Source organism: Streptomyces sp. NPDC057565, from assembly GCF_042801455.1.
Lineage (GTDB): Bacteria > Actinomycetota > Actinomycetes > Streptomycetales > Streptomycetaceae > Streptomyces > Streptomyces yanii.
Genome location: NZ_JBHVFU010000001.1, coordinates 95331 through 117593, shown reverse-complemented (window position 1 = coordinate 117593; position 22263 = coordinate 95331). Strand labels below are relative to the sequence as shown.

The 22263-nt window shown below is 71.1% G+C and carries 21 protein-coding genes; 12 read left to right on the top strand and 9 right to left on the bottom strand.

The genetic code is table 11. The features are described from left to right. The first annotated feature begins 22 nt into the window (after positions 1-22). Together ACFU8W_RS00550 and ACFU8W_RS00545 are read left to right on the top strand one after the other, a co-directional pair. Positions 23-1063 (top strand): hydroxyacid dehydrogenase, encoded by a 1041-nt coding sequence (locus tag ACFU8W_RS00550; protein ID WP_384032016.1) that lies wholly within the window; start codon positions 23-25, stop codon positions 1061-1063. Next, positions 1060-2949, top strand: coding sequence for a DUF2264 domain-containing protein (locus ACFU8W_RS00545; protein ID WP_384030891.1), 1890 nt, complete (start codon positions 1060-1062; stop codon positions 2947-2949). Before ACFU8W_RS00550 ends, ACFU8W_RS00545 begins: the two co-directional genes overlap by 4 nt. A gap of 46 nt (positions 2950-2995) precedes the next feature. Here ACFU8W_RS00545 and ACFU8W_RS00540 read toward each other — a convergent pair whose 3' ends face one another. The 6 genes from ACFU8W_RS00540 to ACFU8W_RS00515 form a co-directional block, all read right to left on the bottom strand. Then, entirely contained in the window at positions 2996-3628 is a 633-nt protein-coding gene (locus tag ACFU8W_RS00540) for a lactate utilization protein C (RefSeq protein WP_384030889.1), read from the bottom strand. After that, positions 3625-5163, bottom strand: coding sequence for a LutB/LldF family L-lactate oxidation iron-sulfur protein (locus ACFU8W_RS00535; RefSeq protein WP_345515813.1), 1539 nt, complete (start codon positions 5161-5163; stop codon positions 3625-3627). Before ACFU8W_RS00535 ends, ACFU8W_RS00540 begins: the two co-directional genes overlap by 4 nt. Further along, positions 5160-5927, bottom strand: a complete 768-nt coding sequence (locus ACFU8W_RS00530) for a (Fe-S)-binding protein (RefSeq protein WP_345515814.1) — start codon at positions 5925-5927, stop codon at positions 5160-5162. The genes ACFU8W_RS00535 and ACFU8W_RS00530 overlap by 4 nt, the downstream gene beginning before the upstream one ends. 137 nt (positions 5928-6064) lie before the next feature. Next, positions 6065-6790: a FadR/GntR family transcriptional regulator gene (locus ACFU8W_RS00525; RefSeq protein WP_384030887.1), complete on the bottom strand. Its 726-nt coding sequence runs from the start codon at positions 6788-6790 to the stop codon at positions 6065-6067. A gap of 232 nt (positions 6791-7022) precedes the next feature. Beyond that, on the bottom strand, positions 7023-8066 hold the full coding sequence (locus ACFU8W_RS00520) for a S66 peptidase family protein (protein ID WP_384030885.1): 1044 nt from the start codon (positions 8064-8066) through the stop codon (positions 7023-7025). 48 nt (positions 8067-8114) lie between these two features. After that, complete coding sequence (locus tag ACFU8W_RS00515) at positions 8115-8897, bottom strand: crotonase/enoyl-CoA hydratase family protein (RefSeq protein WP_384030883.1); 783 nt, start codon at positions 8895-8897, stop codon at positions 8115-8117. Positions 8898-9063: 166 nt separating this feature from the next. Here ACFU8W_RS00515 and ACFU8W_RS00510 point away from each other — a divergent pair, with 166 nt between their 5' ends. After that, positions 9064-9654, top strand: a complete 591-nt coding sequence (locus ACFU8W_RS00510) for a TetR/AcrR family transcriptional regulator (protein WP_384030881.1) — start codon at positions 9064-9066, stop codon at positions 9652-9654. A 128-nt stretch (positions 9655-9782) separates the two neighbouring features. Here the strand turns inward: ACFU8W_RS00510 and ACFU8W_RS00505 are convergent, their stop codons facing one another. Further along, entirely contained in the window at positions 9783-10889 is a 1107-nt protein-coding gene (locus ACFU8W_RS00505) for a hypothetical protein (protein WP_384030879.1), read from the bottom strand. Positions 10890-11246: 357 nt separating this feature from the next. On the opposite strand from ACFU8W_RS00505, the gene ACFU8W_RS00500 reads away from it, so the two are divergent. After that, positions 11247-11852, top strand: a complete 606-nt coding sequence (locus tag ACFU8W_RS00500) for an XRE family transcriptional regulator (protein WP_345516508.1) — start codon at positions 11247-11249, stop codon at positions 11850-11852. Positions 11853-11940: 88 nt separating this feature from the next. On the opposite strand, the gene ACFU8W_RS00495 is transcribed toward ACFU8W_RS00500, so the two are convergent. Both ACFU8W_RS00495 and ACFU8W_RS00490 read right to left on the bottom strand, forming a co-directional pair. Then, positions 11941-12783, bottom strand: a complete 843-nt coding sequence (locus tag ACFU8W_RS00495) for an IclR family transcriptional regulator (protein WP_345516506.1) — start codon at positions 12781-12783, stop codon at positions 11941-11943. 211 nt (positions 12784-12994) lie between these two features. Further along, the gene (locus ACFU8W_RS00490) at positions 12995-13963 is read right to left on the bottom strand and encodes a zinc-binding dehydrogenase (protein WP_384030877.1); all 969 of its coding nucleotides are present in this window, start codon (positions 13961-13963) and stop codon (positions 12995-12997) included. Positions 13964-14288: 325 nt separating this feature from the next. Here ACFU8W_RS00490 and ACFU8W_RS00485 point away from each other — a divergent pair, with 325 nt between their 5' ends. The 8 genes from ACFU8W_RS00485 to ACFU8W_RS00450 all read left to right on the top strand — a co-directional run bounded on the left by ACFU8W_RS00485 (position 14289) and on the right by ACFU8W_RS00450 (position 22262). Beyond that, positions 14289-15224, top strand: coding sequence for a VOC family protein (locus ACFU8W_RS00485; protein WP_384030875.1), 936 nt, complete (start codon positions 14289-14291; stop codon positions 15222-15224). Beyond that, a complete protein-coding gene (locus tag ACFU8W_RS00480) occupies positions 15221-16528 on the top strand; it encodes an aromatic ring-hydroxylating dioxygenase subunit alpha (RefSeq protein WP_384030873.1) in 1308 nt (435 codons plus the stop codon). Before ACFU8W_RS00485 ends, ACFU8W_RS00480 begins: the two co-directional genes overlap by 4 nt. Further along, positions 16525-16872: a bifunctional 3-phenylpropionate/cinnamic acid dioxygenase ferredoxin subunit gene (locus tag ACFU8W_RS00475; RefSeq protein WP_345516500.1), complete on the top strand. Its 348-nt coding sequence runs from the start codon at positions 16525-16527 to the stop codon at positions 16870-16872. The genes ACFU8W_RS00480 and ACFU8W_RS00475 overlap by 4 nt, the downstream gene beginning before the upstream one ends. Continuing rightward, complete coding sequence (locus ACFU8W_RS00470) at positions 16869-18083, top strand: NAD(P)/FAD-dependent oxidoreductase (RefSeq protein WP_384030871.1); 1215 nt, start codon at positions 16869-16871, stop codon at positions 18081-18083. The genes ACFU8W_RS00475 and ACFU8W_RS00470 overlap by 4 nt, the downstream gene beginning before the upstream one ends. 143 nt (positions 18084-18226) lie before the next feature. Next, positions 18227-18790, top strand: coding sequence for a 3-phenylpropionate/cinnamic acid dioxygenase subunit beta (locus ACFU8W_RS00465; protein ID WP_345516497.1), 564 nt, complete (start codon positions 18227-18229; stop codon positions 18788-18790). A gap of 76 nt (positions 18791-18866) precedes the next feature. Continuing rightward, on the top strand, positions 18867-19742 hold the full coding sequence (locus ACFU8W_RS00460; RefSeq protein WP_384030870.1) for an alpha/beta fold hydrolase: 876 nt from the start codon (positions 18867-18869) through the stop codon (positions 19740-19742). Positions 19743-19745: 3 nt separating this feature from the next. Then, positions 19746-20618 carry a 3-(cis-5,6-dihydroxycyclohexa-1,3-dien-1-yl)propanoate dehydrogenase gene (gene hcaB, locus ACFU8W_RS00455; RefSeq protein WP_384030868.1) on the top strand — a complete coding sequence of 291 codons (873 nt, stop codon included), beginning with the start codon at positions 19746-19748 and terminating at the stop codon, positions 20616-20618. Between the two features lie 66 nt (positions 20619-20684). Then, positions 20685-22262 (top strand): long-chain fatty acid--CoA ligase, encoded by a 1578-nt coding sequence (locus ACFU8W_RS00450; protein ID WP_384030866.1) that lies wholly within the window; start codon positions 20685-20687, stop codon positions 22260-22262. The last annotated feature ends 1 nt before the right edge of the window (position 22263 follow it).

Here is a 22263-nt window from a genome sequence, read left to right as displayed (position 1 = left end):
CCATTCCCCGACCAGGAGCATGATGCCCAGCACCACCCCGAGCGTCCCCACCACACACCGCCGGCCACGCGCCGCCGTCGCCATGAAGCCGGACGCCGCGGCCGCCGTCCTCACTCCCGGAGCCCTGGCCGCACTCGCCGGGGTGTGCGAACTCGCCCCTCTGCCCGTCCTCGACGACTTCACCACCGACCGGGCCCGCGCCACGCTCGCGGACACCGAGATCCTGGTCACCGGCTGGGGCTGCCCACCGCTCGACGAAAGCGTGCTGGCGGCGGCACCGCAGCTGCGCGCCGTCGTCCACACGGCGGGCACCGTCCGCGGTCATGTCACCGAGGCCTGCTGGGAACGGGGCATCGAGGTGTCCTCGGCGGCGGCGGCCAATGCGCTGCCGGTCGCGGAATACACCCTCGCGATGATCCTGCTTTCCGGCAAACGAGTTCTGGAGCGGGCCCGCGACTACCGTGCCGAGCACTCTCGCGACGACTGGCTGCGCACCTCGACGGAGGTGGGCAACTACGGGCGCACCGTGGGCATCCTGTCCGCCTCGCTGATCGGCCGGCGCGTCATCGAGCTGCTGCGCCCGTACGACCTGCGCGTGCTGTTGCACGATCCGTACGTCTCCGAGACGGACGCCGCCGAGCTGGGCGTGCGTCCGGTCGGCCTCGCCGAACTGTTCGCGCAGAGCGATGTGGTGAGCGTCCACACTCCCCTGCTGCCCGCCACCCTCGGTCTCGTCAGCCGCGAACTGCTCATGTCCATGCGCCCCGACGGGGTCTTCATCAACACCTCGCGGGGCGCCGTCGTCGACCAGGACGCGCTCACCGATGTACTCCGGCAGAACCGGATCCGCGCAATTCTCGACGTCACCGACCCCGACACGCTGCCGTCCTCGCACCCCCTGTGGGAGTGCGAGAACGCCCTGATCACTCCCCATCTCGCGGGCTCGCAGGGCAACGAGTGGCGGCGGCTGGTCGATCTGGCGGTCGGCGAGATCGACCGCTGGGCCGCAGGCGACGGCTTCGCCCACCCCGTACGACGCGAAAGGCTGGCATTCCTCGCATGACCTCTCCTCTTGAACTCCCCTCCGAAGACCGCGGCTCGAGCCCGCACACCGGCTACACCCGGGCGCACTGGGAGGCGGCGGCGGACGGAATGCTGCGGGCTGCCTGGCAGTGGTCCACCCCCGGCAGCGCCCTGCTCGACCTGCCGGGGCGGCCGTCCGGCTCCGGGGTGCGCTCGGACGGTCTGGAGGGCTATGCCCGGACGTTCCTCGCTGCCGCGTTCCGGGTCGCGGGCGCGGACGGCAAGGACCCGCACGGCTGGGTCGACCGGTACGCGGACGGTCTCGCGACCGGTACGCGGACGCCGGGCCGGGACGACCTTGAGTCCTGGCCGCTGATCCTCGACCACCATGTGCAGGGCCAGCCGATGGTCGAGTCCGCCTCGGTCGCCATCGGGCTTCGGCTGACCCGTCCCTGGCTGTGGGACCGGCTGGACGCCGGTGTCCAGGACCGCGCCGAGGAGTGGCTGCGCGGCGCGCTGCGGCACACGCCCGCGCCCAACAACTGGTACCTGTTCCCCTACTCCGTGGCCGCGTTCCTGGAGTCGGTGGGCCGCGGTGACGCGGAGACGTCCCGGGCGAAGGAACGGGCGCTGGACCTGCTGGAAGGCTGGTACCGCGGACAGGGCTGGTACTCCGACGGGGACGGTCGCGCCTTCGACCACTACAACGGCTGGGCGCTGCACCTCTACCCGATGCTGGACGCGCACCTGTCGGGCGACCCGGAACTGTCCGCGCACTACGGCTCCCGGCTGCGCGAGCACCTGGACAACTACACGCTGCTGTTCGGGGGAGACGGTGCCCCGGTCCACTTCGGGCGTTCGCTGACCTACCGGTTCGCGGCCGGTTCGGCTGTCGCGCTGGGCGCCCTCACCGGGCACACCCCGCTCTCCCCCGGCGCCTCGCGGCGGGTGATCAGCGGATCGCTGCGCTACTTCCTGGACCGCGGCGCGACGGGTACGGACGGGCTCCTGAACCTGGGCTGGCACGGCCCGCACGAGGCGACGCTGCAGCACTACTCGGGCCCCGCGTCCCCGTACTGGGCGTCCAAGGCGTTCGTCGCGCTGCTCGCCCCGGACGGCCATCCGCTGTGGACGGCGACCGAGGAGCCCGCGCCCAGCGAGGGCCCCGACCGGGTGCTGGCGCTGCCCGCACCGGGTCTGCTGATCCAGTCCACCCGGGCGGACGGCATCGTCCGGCTGCACAACCACGGCAGCGACCATGTGCGGCCGCACGAAGGCGAGTCGGGTGTGCAGGACGACCCGCTGTACAGCCGCTGGTCGTACTCCACGGTGACCGGCCCCACGTCGCGGGTGAACGCGGCGGACAACCACCTGGCCGTCGTCGTCGGCGGCGGAGTACGCAGCGGCCGTCGCAGCATCCACCCGCTGGGCGCGGGAGGGGGCGACGGCTGGGGCTGGGCGGCGTCCTGGCACCGCCCCGTCTTCACGTCCGGTCCGCCGATGGTGCCGGGGATGCGGGTGGAGAGCGTCACGGTGGTCCGCGGCCGGTACGAGCTGCGGGTGCACCGGGTGCTGGGCGCCCCGGACGGGGCGCGGGTGGAGCAGACGGGCTGGGCGACCGGCCCGGACGATTCCGTACGGTCCGAGCTGCACGGCCTGCACGGCTGGGAGACCCAGGACGAGGTACGGGCTCCGCAGGGCACGGCGTACGCCCGGTGGGCGGTGGTTCCGAGGCTGGGCGCGGACGCGGAGGGAACGGTTCTGCTGGTGTCGCTCGCGTCGCTGACGGCGGAGGCGGAGCCGACGGCACTCGCGGCGGCGGTCAGCGGTGTGAACGTGGACGGCGACACGGTCGAGGTCGGCTGGGCGGAGGACGGGGCGACGACCCGTATCGCCTTCGAACCGCTGACGGTCGAGCACCGCTGACCGTAGGGTCCGCCGGACGGCCTCCTGGCCGTCCGGCGGATGTCCCCTACGCGTCGACGCGGATCACGACCACCAGCGTGCGCGGACCGTGTACCCCTTCGACCCGTTCCAGCTCGATGTCCGACGTGGCCGACGGCCCGCTGATCAGCGTCGTCGGGCGCTCCGGCACCAACCGCGCGACCGCCTCCGGAACCCCCACCTCGACGGCCGACAGATCGACGACACACACATGCAGGTCGGGGACGAGCGACAGGGCCCGCCGGCCCTGGTCGGGTGAGCCGTCGAGGAAGATCGTGCCGGTCTCGGCGCAGCCGACGGCCGACGCGGTGACGACTCCGTCCAGCGCGTCGAGCCGGGGCGCCGGGATGTCGGCGGAGTCCTGCTGGACGTCACCGTCGTACGCGCCGAGCCACTGCTCGTCGAGCCCGGCGGGCACCCCGATCCTCCGCGCACCGAGCCCGTCCAGCACCTGGGCGATCACCTCGGCGGTGCGGGCGGCGGTGCAGGTGCGCACCTGCGCCTTGTAGTCGACGAGCCGGTCGGTGAAGAGTGCGAGTCGCTCGTCGTCGGGGAGCGTGCGGCCGGTCCGGTAGTCGCGCGGAATGGTGGTGTCCGGGGTGGGGGCGAGGGCCAGGGCGTCCCGGACCCGGCCGAGCACCGTGGCGCGAGCGTCCGTCACTTCTCCTCCTCCTGCTGGTTCCTGTCGTACTCGTCGGCGGCGGCCCGCATGGTCGCGGCACCCTCGTCCGACGCCAGCCACGACCGGAAGGACTGGTTCGGCGGCGCCGCGGTGTCACGGCTGTCGCTCCATCCGCTGAACGGCGGCGGCAGATGCGAGATCTTCCCGTCCCGCCCGCCGAGCACCCGGCCGAGCCCCGCCGCCTTCTGCGCGGCGGTGAACAGTTTCGGCCTCTTCATCACGCCGGCCGCAGCCTTCATGGCCAGCTTCTCGGCCGTCGTACCGGACTCTTCGGTGTGCTGGTGGCGCAGTTCGACCAGCAGCGACGGGATGTCGATCTTGACGGGGCAGGCATCGAAGCAGGCGCCGCAGAGGCTGGAGGCGTACGGCAGCGAGCTGTTGGGGTCGTCCTTGGCGGCGTGCATCCCGGCGAGCTGCGGCGTGAGGACCGCGCCGATGGGTCCGGGGTAGGTCGATCCGTACGCGTGACCGCCGGCCCGTTCGTACACCGGGCAGACATTGAGACAGGCCGAGCAGCGAATGCAGTTGAGCGCCTCGCGCCCGATCCGGTCGGCCAGCGCGGCGGTCCGCCCGTTGTCGAGGAGGACCAGATGGAAGTCCTGCGGTCCGTCGCCGGGCGTCACACCCGTCCACATCGAGGTGTACGGGTTCATCCGCTCCCCGGTCGACGAACGCGGAAGCAACTGCAGGAAGACTTCGAGGTCCTGATAGCGCGGCAGCACCTTCTCGATGCCCATGACGGTGATCAGGGTGTCGGGCAGGGTCAGGCACATCCGGCCGTTGCCCTCGGACTCGACGACGGACAGGGTGCCGGTCTCGGCGATCCCGAAGTTGGCGCCCGAGACCGCCACCTTCGTCGTCATGAACTTCTCCCGCAGATAGGCGCGGGCCGCGGCGGCGAGATGTGCGGGCACGTTGTCGAGCCGCGGGTCGACGCCGGGGATCTCCTTGAGGAAGATCTGCCGGATCTCGTCGCGGTTGCGGTGGATGGCGGGCACCAGGATGTGTGACGGTTTGTCGTGGGCGAGCTGCACGATGAGCTCGGCGAGGTCCGTCTCGTACGGGGTGATGCCGGCTGATTCCAGGTGCTCGTTGAGACCGATCTCCTGGGTGGCCATCGACTTGACCTTGATGACCTCCGTGGATCCGGTCGCCCGGACGAGCCGGGTGACGATCTCGTTGGCCTCGACGCCGTCGCGCGCCCAGTGGACGGTGCCGCCGCGCTCGGTGACCTGCTGTTCCAGCTGTTCCAGGAGTTCGGGGAGCCGGTTCATGGTGTCGGTCTTGATGGCCGAGCCGGCGTCGCGCAACTGCTCCCAGTCCGGGAGTTCGCCCGTGACGTTCAGGCGCTTGGCGCGGATCGTGTGGGTGGCCTTGCCCAGGTTGCGGCGCAGCTGCTCGTTGCGCAGCTCGTCGTGGGCGGCCGCGGGAAACTTCCGGTCGCCGCGCAGATTGCCCGTCCCGTACGGGGAGCGGGGCGGGGTGGCGGGCATGCCGAGGAAGGTGCTGCTCATCGGACGGCCTCCGTCAGGACGTACGGCGAGGTGCGGGTGGAGGAGAGGATCTGCGCGAGGTGCAGGGTGCGGGTGCCCGACTTGATACGGGAGAGTCCGCCGCCGATGTGCATCAGACAGGACGAGTCCCCGGCGGTGCACACGGCCGCTTCCGTGGTGGCGATATTGCGCATCTTGTCCTGGAGCATCGCGGTCGACGTCTCCGCGTTCTTCACGGCGAAGGTACCGCCGAACCCGCAGCAGGAGTCCGCCTCGGGGAGCTCCACGAGGTCGATGGAGTCGACGGCGCGCAGCAGCTTCAGCGGCTTCTCGCCGACGCGGAGCATCCGCAGGGAGTGGCAGGTGGGGTGGTACGTGACGCGGTGCGGAAAGTAGGCGCCGACCTCGGTGACGCCGAGGACGTCGACGAGGAACTCCGAGAGCTCGTACGTCTTGGTCTTGACGGTGGCGACACCCGCACGCAGGGCCGCGTCGCCGTATCGCTCGGCGACGATCTCGTGCTGGTGGCGCACGGATCCGGCGCACGATCCCGAGGGCATGACGACGGCGTCGATGGACGGGTCGCCGAACTGCTCGGCGAAGTTCCGCACCAGGGGGACGGGCTCGCGCTGGTAGCCGGTGTTGACGTGCATCTGACCACAGCAGGTCTGCTCCGGCGGGAACACCACTTCATGTCCCAGGCGGGCGAGCAGGACCGCGGTGGATTTCACCGCCTCGGGGAAGAGCGTGTCTCCCAGACAGGTGGCGAAGAGTCCGATACGCATGGGGCCTCTCCGATCGTTTCTCTGGCCTTTGTATGGTCGGACCATACTAGCCTCGGTCCGGAAGGTGAAGGGGCCGGGACATGCGAGAGGGGCGGTGCGCATGCACACCGCCCCTCGATCGCCCGATGTCCTGCGGGCTATTCCTTCTCGTCCACCAGCGTGCCGTGCAGGCTGCGGATGTGCCGCTCGACCAGATCTGCCGCCTTCGCCCCCTTGCCCGCGCGCACCAGCCGCAGCAGCTCGGCGTGCTGAGCGTTGAGCCCCGCCGCCGTGGCCGACCAGTCCTCGGCCGCCTCCAGCGCCCGCAGAATCAGCGGACGTACGGACTCACGCACGGCGGAGGTGAGAGTGGAGGTCAGTTCGTTGCCGGAACTGCGGGCGATCTGCACGTGGAAGCGGGTGTCCAGATCGTTGAACTCGGCCACGTCGACATCCGGCTCCCCCATGCGTACGAGCAGGCGCTCCGCCTCGTCCAGATCCTCGGCGGAGGCGTGGGTGGCCGCCGCTTCGAAGCTGGACCGTTCCAGCACGACGCGCGCTTCGAGGACATCCTCCAGGCTGTAGCTGCCGAGAGCGAAGTGCAGCCGCAGCAGTCGACCGAGGGCGTCGTCGGGGTTGCGCACGATCCGCGCCCCGGCATCCGGGCCGCGGCCGGGCTGGGCGACGAGCACCCCGATCGTCTCCAGCACCCGCAGCGCCTCACGCAGCGCGGATCGACTGACTCCGAGCACCGGTGCGAGTTCACGCTCGGGCGGCAGCCGGTCCCCCGCCCTGAGCTCTCCCGCGAACACCCGCTCCTCGATGCTCTGGAGCACGAGCTCATGCGTACGGGACTGCCGTACGGGTTGCCACTCGACGGGCACCGTTCACCCCCTGCCTCGGCTTTGCTCCCACTATGTCACACACACCATGTGGTCGGACCAAAGATTCGGCGCACCGCGACTGCCCCTGTCGCCTCCCGCCGCACACGGGACGCGGACAAGCTCGGCTACGTGACACCCAGTGCGTTCACGGCGATGTTCCGCCGGACGCCGGGCTCGACCCCTTCGGCATACTTCGCCGACCGGGAAGGAGCCCAGCACGGCAGGTGGGGCCTCAGTAGGTGACGACGATGCGGCGGGCGGTCCCGTCGACGCGGATGTGTCCGCCGTACGGGATCACCACCTGCGGGTCCGTATGGCCGAGGTCGACGTCGAGGACGGCCATCGTGTCGGGGGCGTACTCGCTCAACGCGCGCAGGACCGCCTGCCGTTGCTCCGCGCGGAACCGGTCACCGTCCTCGGCGCCGAGCGGCTGTGCGAACGACCAGCACTTGGCCCGCCCCATGATCAGCGCGGGGAACCGCTGGAGGAGCCCACGCTCTCCCATGCCCCGCAGAATCCTGTAGACCTCGTCGGCGGAGGGCATCTCCTCGGACGTCTCCAGAAAGAGCACGCTGCCGGTGTACTCGTCGACCGGCCGGATCTCGCGGTCGGCCATGAGCAGCCACGACAGGATCTCCAGGTTGCCGCCCCAGCCGGCCCCTTCGACGACCCGGTCTGCGTTGTGCCAGATCCAGCCGTCGGCGGGGCGCATCTCGGGCTCCGAGTCGAAGGTTCGCGGGTCCTCCCAGGGGCGGTTGACGTGGTCGGTCTCCTTCGCCGGAGTCAGTTCGTAGGTTCCCCGGGTGAAGAGGGCGGCTCGCAAGGAGTCGGCGGTCAGGGGGTGCATCGCGCCGGGGCGTCCGAGTTCGACCATCACCGACCCGCCGTGATAGCCGACGATGCCCAGGTTCCGGAGGAGGACCAGCAGGTTGGTGTTGTCGCTGTACCCGAAGAACGGCTTGGGGTTGGCGCGCAGGAGCTCGCGGTCCAGGTGCGGAAGAACGGTGATCTGGTCGTCACCGCCGATGCTGGCGATCACCGCCTTGATCTCGGGGTCGGCGAACGCCGCGTGGATATCGGCGGCCCGCTCGGCCGGAGTCGATCCCATGGTGCGCGTCGCCGGATACTCCACCACTTCGAGCCCGAACTCCTCGCGGAGTCTGCGCAGCCCCAACTCGTAGGGCAGGGGCAGGATTCCGGGCAGTCCGGAGGACGGCGAGATGACGGCGACGCGGTCGCCGGGGCGGGGCTTTTCCGGGTAACTGGGTGTCGTCATCCGGCGAGCGTAGGACCAGCCCGTTCCCGGTGTCAGCCGGGTTTCGGCTCAGTCGGCGAACGAGCCGTGGCGGCCCGCACCGCCTCCGAACCGGTCGGCACCGGCCTGGGTCTCCCCCGCGGTCAGCGGAACCAGGCCGTGTCGGTACTCGGCCGCCAGGGCCTCCGACTCGGAGAGACCGTGCTGTTCGCGTGCGGAGAGCCTGTCGTGGCGCAGGCACAGTTGAGGGAACGCGGCGATCTCCCGGGCGAGTTGCTCCGCCGCGTGACGCGCCTGACCGGTCGGCACGAGCCGGTTGGCGAGCCCGATGTCATAGGCCTCCACCGCCGGGACCGGGCGGCCGGTGAGGATCATGTCCATGGCGCGGCTCTCCCCGATCAGGCGCGGCAGGCGCACCGTGCCGCCGTCCACCAGGGGAACGCCCCAGCGGCGACAGAAGACACCGAGGACCGCGTCCTCCTCGACGACGCGCAGATCGCACCAGACGGCGAGTTCCAGGCCGCCGGCCACCGCATGGCCGGAGACCGCGGCGATGACGGGTTTGCTCAGCCGCATCCGGGTCGGACCCATGGGGCCGTCACCCTCGGCGAGGACCTTGTTGCCGCGTTCGGTGCCGATGCCCTTGAGGTCCGCACCGGCACAGAAGGTGCCACCCTCGCCCCACAGCACGGCGACAGAAGCGTCCGGGTCGGACTCGAACGTCCGGAAGGCGTCAGCGAGTTGGTCCGCGGTCGGCCCGTCGACGGCATTGCGGACCGCGGGGCGGCTGAGGATCACCGTGAAGACGGGGCCGTCGCGCTCGATCCGTACGGCGGGGTGTCCGGTCGTCATCTTCCCTCCCACAGGGGGTCGCACAGGGCCCGGCGGTACGTCCTGCGAAACGCGCGGCACCGCGGCGAACCAGGTCTACGGCAAGCATGGCCGGGACGATAGACCCGTCACATACAGTCCGTCCAGACTGTATGTGACGGATCAGGCGTACCGTACGCTCGCCGACATGCCCGCTCCGCGCCGTACCCAGCAACAACGCCGGGAGGAGACCCGGCTCAGGCTCCTCGACGCCACGATCGGCTGTCTGGTCGAGTACGGCTTCGCCGGCACAACGACCCAACGCGTGCAGGAGCGGGCCGGGGTCTCCCGCGGCGCGCTGCTGCACCACTTCGCCTCGAAGGCCGATCTGCTGGCGGCCGCGACGCATCACGTCGCCGAACTGCGGCTCGCGCACATCCGTACGGAGACGGAGGGCGGCCCGCACGATCGCGAGAAGGGGCTCGCGCTGCTCCGCACCGCGATGTCGGGCCCGCACTTCCTCGCAGGTCTGGAACTGTGGCTGGCGGCCCGCACCGACCCCGATCTCAGAGCGGCGCTGCTTCCGGCCGAGCGGGAGGTGGGCGCGGCTCAGCGTGCGGTGATGGCCGACATCTTCGGCCCGGAGACGGCGGCGCGCGAGGACTTCGCTCTGCTCTGCGAGTCGCTTCTCGTCCTGCACCGAGGTCTCGCCCTCACCAGTGTGCTGCGCGAGGACCCGGCATTCGACGACGCGTTGCTGAGGCTGTGGACGGAGCGGTTTCTGGGGGCTCAGCCCTGAGACTGCGCGCCCCGCAGATCATGGACGTACCGGTTGAACAAGGCGCCGTCCGCTTCCGCGGCCTGCTTGAGGTACGTGTAGCCCGCGGGACGGGGTGGGGCCGGGTCTCGGAGCCTTCCGCCGGCCGACTAGAAGTTGCCCGCGTGCATGTGTTGTGTGGGGCACTCGAGGATCTCGCGCATCCACGGGCTGCGGATGGCCGGCAGCCGGGCCAGGGTGTGCTTGAACACTCCATGGTCGATCCGAAACGAGTCATGGACACTCGGTGTGGGCGGGTCGTCACGAAGGACGTCGTCGGGCATGACATTCGACGCGGGGACGGGCAGCTGCGGCTCGGGGAAGGCCAGCCGGAGCCACACCCCGAACGGCAACGGCACCAGGTACGCCCAGGCGGCCGAGTCGGCTGGGGTCCAGACCTCCCCGGTCTGCGGATGGGACGGCACGAGGAGGATATCGGCGTCCACGTCGGGGGCGGACAGCCCCGGTCCGGCGAGGACGGCGTGCCGCGCCGGCGGACCGGCCGGCAGTAGAGCGTCGAGGGCGCGTTGGAACACCTCCGCGGCCAGGCCGTCCGGGACGGCCACCGTCCGGCCTTCCGAAGCCGCCAGGAGGTGGGCGAGCGCCCACCCGGCCGCCGCCACCCACCGCGGGCTCCAAGACCACCGGTGGCTCGCCCCGGACAGCGATCCCCACGGGGTGATCGGCTCGAACGGGGGCACACCCTTCCCCTCCGCCATCAGCTCCGCCCAGGAGAGCGGTCCGGCGTCGGCGCCTTCCACGGGCCGGCGGCGCACGGCGTCCGGGGCGAGCCACACGGCCTGCCAGAGCGAGCAGTCGTCGATCCGGCTCGCCACCGGCAGACCGCACGCCTCGCAGGCCATGTTGGGGCCGTCGGACCCGTCGAGGCCGCAGCAGGCGCCGCCGCGCTTCTCCGGGATCAGCACGGCGCCACGGGTATCCCCGGGTGCGATGACGATCGCACCGGGCGCGCCGTCGGACAGGGCGTAGACCGGCGCGTAGACGCCACGGGCCGCGGCCTCGTCCGGATCGATCCCTTCCCACCTCCGCCACGGCGGCCCCCAGGGCTCCGGTTCCACGGCGAATGTCCCCGGCTCCATGAGCACCGGGAGCTGAAGGCCGTTCCCGTACTGCTGATGGGCGTGGACCGGCAGGGTGACCTGGGACAACGGGGCGGTCAGCTCGGCGTCACACCCCGCACACACGAAAACGAACAAATGTCCTCCGCTCGGGAAACAGGGGCATCGTCGCAGCTCGGCAGCGGCCGGCCAATGTGTTTTCCGTCCGTCCCTTGCCCGCAGCGCGGCCACGGCGTGAGGCATCAACCCCAGCGCGAACGGGTGCCGACCGTCGCCCATGCCGACGGGTGAGGCGCGGCACGCTGCGGCGGGCTCGGCGCGGCGGTGCACTCGGTGCTTCCCGCGCGGCCCGGCACCTCCGGCACAGAGGGGACGGCGAGGGCCGGGCCGAGCCTCGTGCCGTGACGTGGAACAGCACGGAAGAAATCCTTGCCGAATACATCGATCTCTCGCTCTCCCCGGTCCGCCGCCACTCAAGTGACCTATGGTGGTGCGGTGTCAACAGGAATCACCGTGGTCGCGCGCAACATGCGCATCCTCAGAGAGCAGCGCGGGCTGTCGCTGGCCGAACTCGCCCGGCAGGCCGGTCTGGCCAAGCAGACGCTCTCCAAGGTCGAGCTGGGCACCGGAAATCCCACGGTGGAGACGCTCTTCGCGGTCGCGGCGGCCCTCGGGGTGCCGGTGACCCGGCTGGTGGCCGAACGCGAACAGGTCATGACGGTACGCCGGGGCGGGGACGCCGCCTGGCAGGACCGGGCCGGATACGAGGTCCGGAGTCTCGATCACGTCTACGGTTCCGGTGTCATCGAGAACTACGTGCTGCGGATCCGGGGCGAAGGACGCTCGGAGCCCCACCCGGTGGGCACTCTTGAGCACCTCTACGTCATCAGCGGCCGGGTCAGGGTCGGCCCGGAGGACAGTCCGGTGGAGCTGGTCGCCGGTGACTTCGTACGTTTCCCGGGCGACCGTCCGCATCTGTACGCCTCCCTCGAAGGGGAGAGCGTGGTGCACATCGTGGTGAGCGTGCCCCGGGTCCAGCCGGGCACCGGTGGCGGGCATGGCGGTGTCCGGCGCGGGGGCGGCGCCCCCGCCGAGGGCTGAAACCGGCGAGTGGGCGCCGGAGCCGGGATCCCGGCGGCGGGCGCGGCATTCCGCGTCGGCACCGGTCTCCGGACGGTGTGCGAGCGAGTCAGGCGGCCGCGGACCCCGCCGGGTGGCGGCGGCCGCGCGAGCGGGCCGTGGCGCCCAGTTCTCTGGCCGCCTCGAAAGCGACCCGGCGCAGCTCCGGTGCGACCCGGGCGGGCTCGAAGCGGTGCAGTGCGCCGGAGACCGAGATCGCGGCGACCGGCCGGCCGGCCGCGCCGATGACCGGCACTGCCACGCATGTGACTCCCGGCAGGATCTCCTCCCGGTCGTACGCGATCCCGTCCCGCCGGACCCGGGCCAGTTCGGCCCGGAAGTCCGCCGGGTCGGTCACCGAGTGCTCCGTCGGCGCGGGCAGTCCCTGCGCGATGGCGAGCTCCGCCGCGTCGTGGTCGAAGGCGAGCAGCGCCTTGCCGACCGCGGTGCAGGATGCGGGCATCCGCGAGCCGATCCGGGTGGACGTACGGGCCCGGCGGTGGCCGTGCAGCTTGTTGACGTACATGACGTCCGTGCGGTGCAGCACCGCCAGGTGCACGGTCTCCTGGGTGAGGACGTACAGCTCGGTGAGGAACGGCAGCAGCCGATCCTGCAGCATCAAAGGCGTCGGCCCGTAGACCCGGCGGCCGATGTCGAAGAGCTGGGGCCCGAGCCGGTAGCTGCTCCCGACGCGCTCGACCACATCGTTGCGCTGGAGGATGCCGAGCAGCCGGAACGCGGTCGACTTGGTGAGTTGCGTGCGGCGGGCGAGCTCGCTGACACCGACCTCGCGGTCCTCCTCGGCCAGCGACATCAGCAGGGTCAGCGCCTTGTCCACGGCGGTCTGCTGATCCTGCGAGGAACCGGTGTCCGAGGGGCTCCCGGCATCGGTGATCGAGGTGGGGTCGAGCATGTTCGCCTCCGCACATTCTCCGGCGACCACTTCAGTGGACGTGCGTCCACTTTAGATGACTGTTTCGGCAGCGTGAACAGCAAGGGCTCACCGAAACGGAGAAAGTGGTGCCTCGTATGTCACACCTGAGGGAATGACGAAGCGTCGCTTCATCCACGGATCCGGGCCGATGCGGCCGCTCTCGTCCACCCCGGCCCGGGGACCGCCCCGCTCAAGGCCGGACGATCACCTTCCCCGTGACCTCACCATCGATCATGGCCCGGAAGCCCTCGTGGATGCCGGTCAGCGGGATCTCCCGGTCGATCCGGGGCCGCACCCCGGTGCTCTCCATGAACCGCAGCAGCGACACGAACTCCTGGCGGGTCCCGCCTGTGGAGCCCAGCACCCGCTGCTGGAGGTAGAAGACCCGGTTCAGATCGGCCGGCGGGTTGGCCCCGCTGGTCGCTCCGGCCACCACCACCGTGCCGCCGGCGCGCAGCGAGCGCAGGGAGTGGGCCCAGGTGGCCTCGCCGACCGTCTCCACAACCACGTCGACCTTCTCCGGCAGCCGCTCCCCCGTCGGTACGGCCACATGCGCCCCCATCTCCAGGGCCACGTCCAGCTTCGCCCTCGACCTGCTGGTCGCGTACACCCGGGCGCCGGCGGCCCGCGCCAGGGCGATGGCCGCCGAGGCCACACCGCCGCCCGCGCCCTGCACCAGCACCCGGTCACCGGGACGCACCTGGGCCTGGGTGAACAGCATCCGGTACGCCGTCAGCCAGGCCACCGGCAGACAGGCCGCCTCCGCGAAGGACAGCGCGGCCGGCTTGGGGATCAGATTCCGCCGCGGTACGCACAGGAGCTCGGCGAACGCCCCGTCGTGCCGCTCCGACAGCAGCGCCCGGCCGGGGTCCAGGGTCTCGTCGCCGCCTCCGGCCTGCGGGTCGCCGATCACCGGGTGGACGACGACCTCGTTGCCGTCCTCGTCGTACCCGGCCGCGTCACAGCCCAGCACCATCGGCAGCCGGTCCGCGGGATGACCGACACCGCGCAGCGTCCAGATGTCGTGATGGTTCAGCGCGGCCGCGACCACCCGGACCACCGTCCAGCCGGGCGGGGCCACCGGAGCGGGGACTTCGCGCAGCTCCAGCCCACCGATCGGATCGACGGGGTCCTGGTGTACGGCGACGGCGGCGAGCATCGGTCCTCCTGGAGCGGGGCGTCATCGGATTCCGCGCGCAGAGTGCGCACCGGCGCGGAGCGCGGAACACCGAGCCTTGCCGGACCCGGCATCCGGCGGCCAGCGGTCGTGCCGGAAAGCGGCACGGTCATCCGGTGAACCCGGTGCGCGCCCGCAGCAGGTCCGGTCGGGGCGCCGACGGCGTGACCGGGACCTGTTCCACAGGGCGGCACAACGCATGGCAGCGCCGTCCGGGACGTCGTCTGCTGGATCCCGCCCGTACGGACCGACAGCCCGTCCGGCCCTCGCCCGTACACCCTGACCAGACCTGAAGGGACGGCCCGTCATGCAACTCAGCGGACTGGGATACTTCGGACTCCGAACCCGGCGCGTCGACCAATGGCGCACCTTCGCCGAGAACGTGCTCGGCCTGTCGGCACAGACCACCGAGGACGGGCTGCGGCTGCGCGCGGACGACCGGTCCTGGCGCATCGCCCTGCACGAGGCCGACACCGAGGAGTTCGGCTATGCCGGCTGGGAGGTGCCCGGACCCGCCGAACTGGCCGCGGCCGCAGCTGAACTGGCAGCCGCCGGAGTCGAAGTGACGCACGCCGACGACCAGTTGCTGCGCGACCGCGATGTGCTCGGCCTCGTCCACGTCGCGGACCCCAACGGCGTCCGCGTCGAGATCTTCTACGGTGCCCGGACCGCCGTCACCCCGTTCGTCTCACCGACCGGCGCCCGCTTCGTCACCGGCGAACAGGGCCTGGGCCACGTGGTGTTCTCGGTCGACGACTACGCGGCCACACTCCGGTTCTACACGGAGCTGCTCGGCTTCCGGCTCTCCGACTTCTGCGACCTCGGCCGCAAGCGCATCGCGTTCCTGCACACCAATCCGCGTCACCACTCGCTGGCCTTCGCCGGACTCGTCATCGAGCCCGAGCGCAAGCCCCGCAAGGACGTCGAGCCGGGCGAGCTGTTCCACTTCATGCTGGAGGTCGACGACCTCGACACCGTCGGCCATGCCTACGACCGCTGTCTGGACGGCGCCGCACCGGTCGCCCTGACCCTCGGCCGGCACAGCAACGACAAGATGCTCTCCTTCTACGCGATCACGCCCTCCGGCTTCGAGATCGAGTACGGCCACGGCGCGATCACCGTCGCCGACCCGTGGACCGCGACCCGCGTCGACGGCACCAGTCTGTGGGGCCACCGCCGTCCGTCCAAGCCCGCCCCCGCCGTTCCCCCGGCCGCGGCCGCCCCGGAAGGAGCGAAGGCGTGAACGCTCTGAACCGCACCCCCGCGCCCTCCGTCGACGTCAGCGAGTACTTCGACATCGACCACGGCCTCGTCGATCGTGGGATCTTCAGCGACAGCGGGCTCTACCAGCAGGAACTGCGCCGTGTCTTCGCGCCCAGCTGGCTGTTCCTGGCCCACGAGTCCCAGTTCAAGAAGCCCGGCGACTTCTTCAGCACGTACATGGGTGAGGACCCGGTCATCGTGACCATGGGCAAGGACCGGCGCATCCGGGCCTTCCTCAACGCCTGCCGGCACCGCGGTATGCGGGTCTGCCGCGCCGACGCGGGCGCCACCAAGGCGTTCACCTGCAGCTACCACGGGTGGGCGTACGACACCTCGGGCAAGCTGATCAACGTCCCCAACCGCGAGGGCTACCCGGCCGACTTCGACGAGAGTCGCTGGGGTCTGACCGAGGTCGCCCAGCTGGACACGTACAAGGGACTGATCTTCGCCACCTGGAACCCGGATGCCCCCACGCTGGCCGAGGCGCTCGGCGGCATGACCTGGTACATGGACGCCATGCTCGACCGCGACCCGGAGGGCACCGAGGTCGTCGGCGGTGTCCACAAGTGGGTGCTGGAGGGCAACTGGAAGCTGGCAGCCGAGCAGTTCTCGTCCGACTGGTACCACGTCAACATCTCGCACGCCTCCGCGCTGATGGTCATGTCTCCCACCGGCAAGGGGCCCAAGGCGGAGATCGTGCAGACCCCGGGCCGCCAGTACACCGACCCGAACGGGCACGGCGCCGGCTTCCCGACACACCCCAAGAGCCGGTTCGACGACCGGGTGGTGCACGAGTACTACGACTACGACCGGCTGCGCGAACGCCTCGGCAAGGAACGTGCCGAAGGTCCGATGACGACCGGGCACGCCACTGTCTTCCCCAACTTCTCCTATCTGCCCGTCAACGGCAGCATCCGCGTCTGGCACCCCAAGGGGCCGGACAAGATGGAGGTCTGGGCCTGGACGATCGTCGACAAGTCGATGCCCGACGAGGTCAAGAACGCCCAGCGGCTCTACAACCTTCGCACCTTCGGACCCACCGGCATCTTCGAGCAGGACGACGGCGAGAACTGGAGCGAGGTCCAGGCCACCGCACACGGATTCATGGCCGGCGGCATGACGCTCAACTACCAGATGGGCGTCGGGATGGGGGCCGAGGACGGCGTCCACCCCGGCACCACCGGTCACCTGTACTCCGACGGGGCCGCCCGTGGCTTCTACGCCCACTGGCGCGACCTGATGAACACCCCGGCCTGGCACGAGAAGGCAGCTGAAGAACGATGAACACCACCGACCACGCAGTCCGGGTCGCCGCCGTCGGCGACATCGAGGAGGGCGAAGCACTCCAGGTGCCCGCCGAGCGGACCGGACACAGCGACACCATCGCCGTCTTCCACGACGGCGGCGCCTACTACGCACTCGACGACACCTGCTCGCACGGCCAGGCGTCCCTCGCCGACGGCTGGATCGAGGACGGCGAGGTCGAGTGCCCGCTGCACAGCGCGCGCTTCTGCCTCAGGACCGGCGAGCCGCAGTGCATGCCCGCCACGCTCGCCGCCCGGACCCACAAGGTCGAGGTGCGCGAGGGCGAGATCTGGCTGCACCCCGGTCAGGAGCCCACCGCATGAAGAGGATCGCCCTGGTGGGCGCGGGCATCTCCGCCGTCTCCACCTGCGACGCGCTGCGCTCCGGCGGCTACGACGGCGAGATCGTCCTGCTGAGCAACGAGGAGGGCGTCCCGTACGACCGTCCGCCGCTCAGCAAGGACGTCCTGCTCGGCAGGGCCACCGTCCGCGACGATGTGGCGCTGCGACCGGCCGACTGGTACGAGAAGCAGCGCATCGAGCTGCGGCCCGGAACCGTCGTGACGGCGCTGCGCCCCGACGAGGGCGTACTGGAGCTGGCCGACGGCACCGAGCTGACGGCCGACCGGATCGTCCTCGCCACTGGCGGCACCGCCCGCACCCTGCCGGTGCCGGGCGCCGACGACCCCGCCGTGCACACCCTGCGTACGTGGTCCGAGGCCGAACTCCTGCGTACCCGGCTCACCCCGGGGGCCCGGATCGCCGTCATCGGTGCCGGTCTCATCGGCGCCGAGACCGCAGCGGTCGCGAACGGGCTGGGCTGCCGGGTCACCCTCATCGATCCGGTGCCCGTGCCGCTGACCGCCGTCGTCGGACCCGACATCGCCGGTGCGCTGCACGACCGGCACCGCGCCGAGGGCATCGAGGTCGTCACGGGCGGCGTCGAGCGCGTCGACCGGGCACCCGGCGCCGACGAGGTCACCGTCACCGTGGGCGGCCACGCCTCGCCGATCAGCGCCGACACGGTCGTCGTCGGTATCGGGATCCGGCCGGACACCTCGCTCGCCGAGACCGCCGGGCTCACCGTCGACAACGGCATCGTCGTGGACGCCACCCAGCGCACCTCGCACCCGCGGATCTACGCGGTCGGGGACGTCGCCCGCCGGGCGGACCACCCGGTGCGGCACGAGCACTGGGACGCCGCGCAGCACGGCGGGCGGGCCGCGGCCGCGGGACTGCTCGGGGCGGACGCACCGGCCGAACCGGCCTCGTGGTTCTGGTCCGACCGCTACGGCAGCCGCCTGGAGGCGGTCGGCTCGATGGCCGACGCCGAGGAGACCGTACGCCGCGGCGAGATGCGGTCCGGTGCGTTCACCGTGTTCGGGCTGAACGCGGGACGGGTGGTCGCCGCCGCGGCGATCGACCGGCCCAAGGACATCAAGGCCGCGCAGCGGCTGATCGCCCGCGCCGTCGCGGTCGCCCCGCAACGGCTGGCCGACGAGTCCGCGGAGCTGCGCGCCCTGCTGCGCGGCTGACCGCGGTCACGACCGCTCCCCCGCCGTCCGGAAGGTCGGCCGCATCCCCTGCCGGGCCCGTGCCACGGACCGGCACACCCGCTCCCCGCACCCGCCGCCGTGCGATGGGATAGCCGACGCAGCGCGGCCCGCAAGGAGGATCCATGAGCATCCACACCCAGGACTCCGCCGCCGCCCCCACCGGTGGTGCGGCACTGGACGACATGCTGCTCCACTTCGAGGTGCAGCGCTTCTACACGCTGGAAGCCCATCTGCTCGACCAGCACCGCTATGCCGACTGGCTGGAGCTGCTCGCCGACGACCTGCACTACTGGGCGCCGGTACGCACCAACCGGCTCCGCCGCCAGCAGTCGCTCGCCGACGGCGCCCCGGGCGAAGTCGCCATCTTCGACGAGACCAGGGCCAGCCTCGCCTGGCGCATCCGGCGCTTCGACTCCGGGATGGCCTGGGCCGAGGACCCGCCGTCGCGCACCCGGCACCTGATCACCAACGTCGCCGTGCGCCCGGGCGAGGAACCCGGAAGCTATGTCGCCGAGTCCGACTTCCTCGTCTACCGCAACCGGCTGGAACGCGAGGTCGACCTGTACGCGGGCGGCCGCACGGACCTGCTGCGCCGTGGCGAGGACGGCTCACTGCTGATCGCCCGCCGCCACATCCTGCTCGACCAGAACGTGCTGCTCGCCAAGAACATCAGCACGTTCCTCTGACCGCTCTCCCCCTCCCACCCCCGTACCACCCCGGCAGGCCGCACCCCGCCCGCCCCCGCATCCCCGTGGAGTTCCCGTGACGACTGTCCGTGCACACGACGCCGTACATCCCGAGATCACCGAACACACCGTCCAGACCTCCCTGGGCACGATCTCGGTCAGCGAGGCCGGGCAGGGCCCCGTACTGGTGATGCTGCACGGCGGCGGTCCGGGAGCCAGCGGTCTCGCCAACTACCGGCAGAACCTCGCCGCGCTCACCCCGCACTACCGCGTCGTCCTGCCCGACCAGCCGGGCTTCGGCGGCAGCTACCGGCCGTCCGAGGAAGACCTGGACGCGCGCTCCATCACCGAGATCACCGTGGACGCGCTCCTGCAGACCCTCGACGCCCTCGGCATCGAGCGGTTCCACCTGCTGGGCAACAGCCTCGGTGGCGCCGCCGCGATCGCCACCGCTCTCGCGGCGCCCGCCCGTGTCGAGAAGCTGATCCTGATGGCGCCCGGCGGCGGCTGGCTGCCGTTCGGCCCGACCCCCACCGAGGGCCAGAAAGCGATGTTCCGCTACTACAACGGTGAGGGCCCCACCGTGAAGAAGATGCGGGACTTCATCCGCGTCATGACGGCCGAGCCCAAGCGCTGGGAGGACACCGTCCAGGCCCGCTACGAGGCCTCCCTCGACCCGAGCCACATCGAGTTCTACCACCGCTACAACGCGGCCTTCGGCAAGCGGCACGGCATGGACCCGCTCTGGCGCGACGTGCACCGGATCAAGGCACCGACGCTGCTGCTCTGGGGGCGTGACGACCGCACGATCACGCTCGACGGTGCCCAGCTCATGCTCAAGCAGATCCGCGACGTCCAGCTGCATGTGTTCGGCGGCTGCGGCCACTGGGTGCAGTTGGAGCGGCAGGCCGAGTTCGAGCGGCTCGTCACCGACTTCCTGCAGGAGCGCTGAGCCATGGCCGCACCGGCACAGTCCACCGCCCCGGAAACGGCCGCCCGCTGGCTCGATGGCGACGTCGCCCTGATCACCGGCGGCGCCAATGGCCTCGGTCGGGCCATTGCTCTGCGGTACCTCGCCGAAGGCGCACGCGTCGCGGTGCTCGACCGGGACGCCGAGCAGCTGGCGGCCCTGGTCGAGGCCGCGGGCGCGCACGCAGACCGGGTGCTCGCCGTCACCGGTGACGTACGCTCGACAAAGGACCTGCACGCGGCGGTCGCCGGAGCCGTCGAGCGGTTCGGAAAGCTCGACATCCTGGTTCCCAACGCCGGGATCTGGGACTACCACCGCAGTCTCACCCGGCTGACCGGCGAGGAACTGGCAGAGGCGTTCGACGAAGTCTTCGCCGTCAACGTCAAGGGCTATCTGCTCGCCGTGGAGGCAGCCTGGCGCGAGCTGGTCGCGACCCGAGGCAGCATCATCATGACCCTGTCCAACTCCTCCTTCCACACCAACGGCGGCGGTCCCGTCTACACGGCGAGCAAGCACGCCTGCCTCGGTCTGGTGCGGGAGTTCGCGTACGAACTCGCCCCCAAGGTCCGGGTCAACGGCGTCGCCTGCGGCGGCATGCGCACCCAGCTGCGCGGCCCGGAGAGTCTCGGTCTGGACGAGCGCAGGATCGAGGCGTCGTTCGCCCGTGCCGAGGCCGCCGGCGAACGTCCGCACGTGCCGCTGTACGACGCGAGCGTGGAACCGGAGGACTTCACCGGGACGTACGTTCTCCTGGCTTCACGCCGCAACAGCGGCAACATCACCGGCGCCGTGGTCCCCGTGGACGGCGGCATAGCCGTACGCGGATTCCGCACCGCTGCCGGCGGCGCCGATCTCTGACCGGCCGCCGCACCGCTCTCCCCCTTCACGCCCCCGCCGACAGCCACCGAAGGAGCCGCTCGGGTCATGGTCGACATCAGTCCTGCTGCCGCCGTGCAGCGCAGAGCACGGTACGACTCAGCCGCCCCGGCCCTCGTCTACGAGGACCGGACCATCACGGCGGGCGAACTCGCCGCGACCACCGGCCGGCTCGCCGCCGGGCTCGCGGCCCGTGGTCTGCGGCGCGGCGACCGGGTGGCATTCCTGGGTCTCAACAGCGCCACGCTGCTCGAAACCCTGCTGGCCGCCAGTCACCTCGGCGCGGTCTTCGTACCGGTCAACCATCGGCTGGCCGCTGACGAGGTGCGGCACATCCTCACCGACTCGGGCACCCATACGCTGATCGCCGAGGAGAGCCACCGGTCCTTGGCGGAGTCGATCCTCGCCGAGGTCCCGGTCCGCCGGCCCGTGCTCGTCGACACCGATCCGTCCTGCCCCGCGGCCCCTGCCCCGCCCGCGGTGTGGACCCCGCTGTCCGAGGTGCTGTCCACCGACACGACGCAGCCGGAGGCGGTGCCGGTGGGGGAGGACGACCTGGCCGCACTCATGTACACGTCCGGGACCACCGGCCGCCCCAAGGGCGTCATGCTCACCCACGGCAATCTGTGGTGGAACGCGGTGAACGTCGACACCATGGTCGACACCCGTCCCGGCGACGTGAACCTGGCCGTCGCCCCGCTCTTCCACATCGGCGGGCTCAACGCCCTCACACTGCGCACCCTGACCCGCGGCGGCGTCGTCGTCGTACGCCGCTCCTTCGACCCCGAGCAGTGTCTGGCCGACCTGGTGGCGCACCGGGTCACCAGCATCTTCGCGGTCCCCGCCATGTTCGCGGCGCTCACCCGTGCCCCTGGGTTCCGGGAAGCCGATCTGTCCGCGCTGCGCGCGGTGATCGTGGCGGGCGCCGCCGTACCTCCCCAGCTCATCCGGGACTATGCGGAGTCGCACGGGGTGCTGCTGCAGCAGGCGTGGGGGCTCACCGAGACGGCACCGTTCGCCACATATCTGCCGGCCGCGCGCACCCTGGAGAAGACCGGTTCGGCCGGTCTTCCGATGCCGTACACCGAGGTCTGTCTGATGGTCCCCGGCGGGAGCGGCGTCATCGACGAGCCCCATGTGCGCGGTGAGATCTGCGTGCGCGGTCCCAATGTCGTCGCCGGCTACTGGAACAACCAGCAGGCGACCCGGGAGGCTTTCGACGACGCGGGCTGGTTCCACAGCGGCGACATCGGCTACCGCGACGAGGACGGCCACTACTACGTCGTCGACCGGCTCAAGGACATGATCATCAGCGGCGGGGAGAACGTCTATCCCGCCGAGGTCGAGCGGGTCCTGAGCTCCTTCCCCGGAGTCCACGAGGTGGCGGTCGTCGGCATCCCCGACCCGAAGTGGGGCGAGACCGTCGTCGCCGTACTCACCTGCGAGCCGGGGGTCGAGCCGACGCTCCAGGAAGTACGCAACTTCGGTTCCGACCGGCTCGCCCGCTACAAGCTGCCCACGCGCGTGGTCCTCGCCCCCGAACTGCCGCGCAACGCAAGCGGCAAGCTGGTCAAGGGCCAGGTACGGGACATCGTCACCCACCAGGCCGGGCCGACCGGCGCCTGAT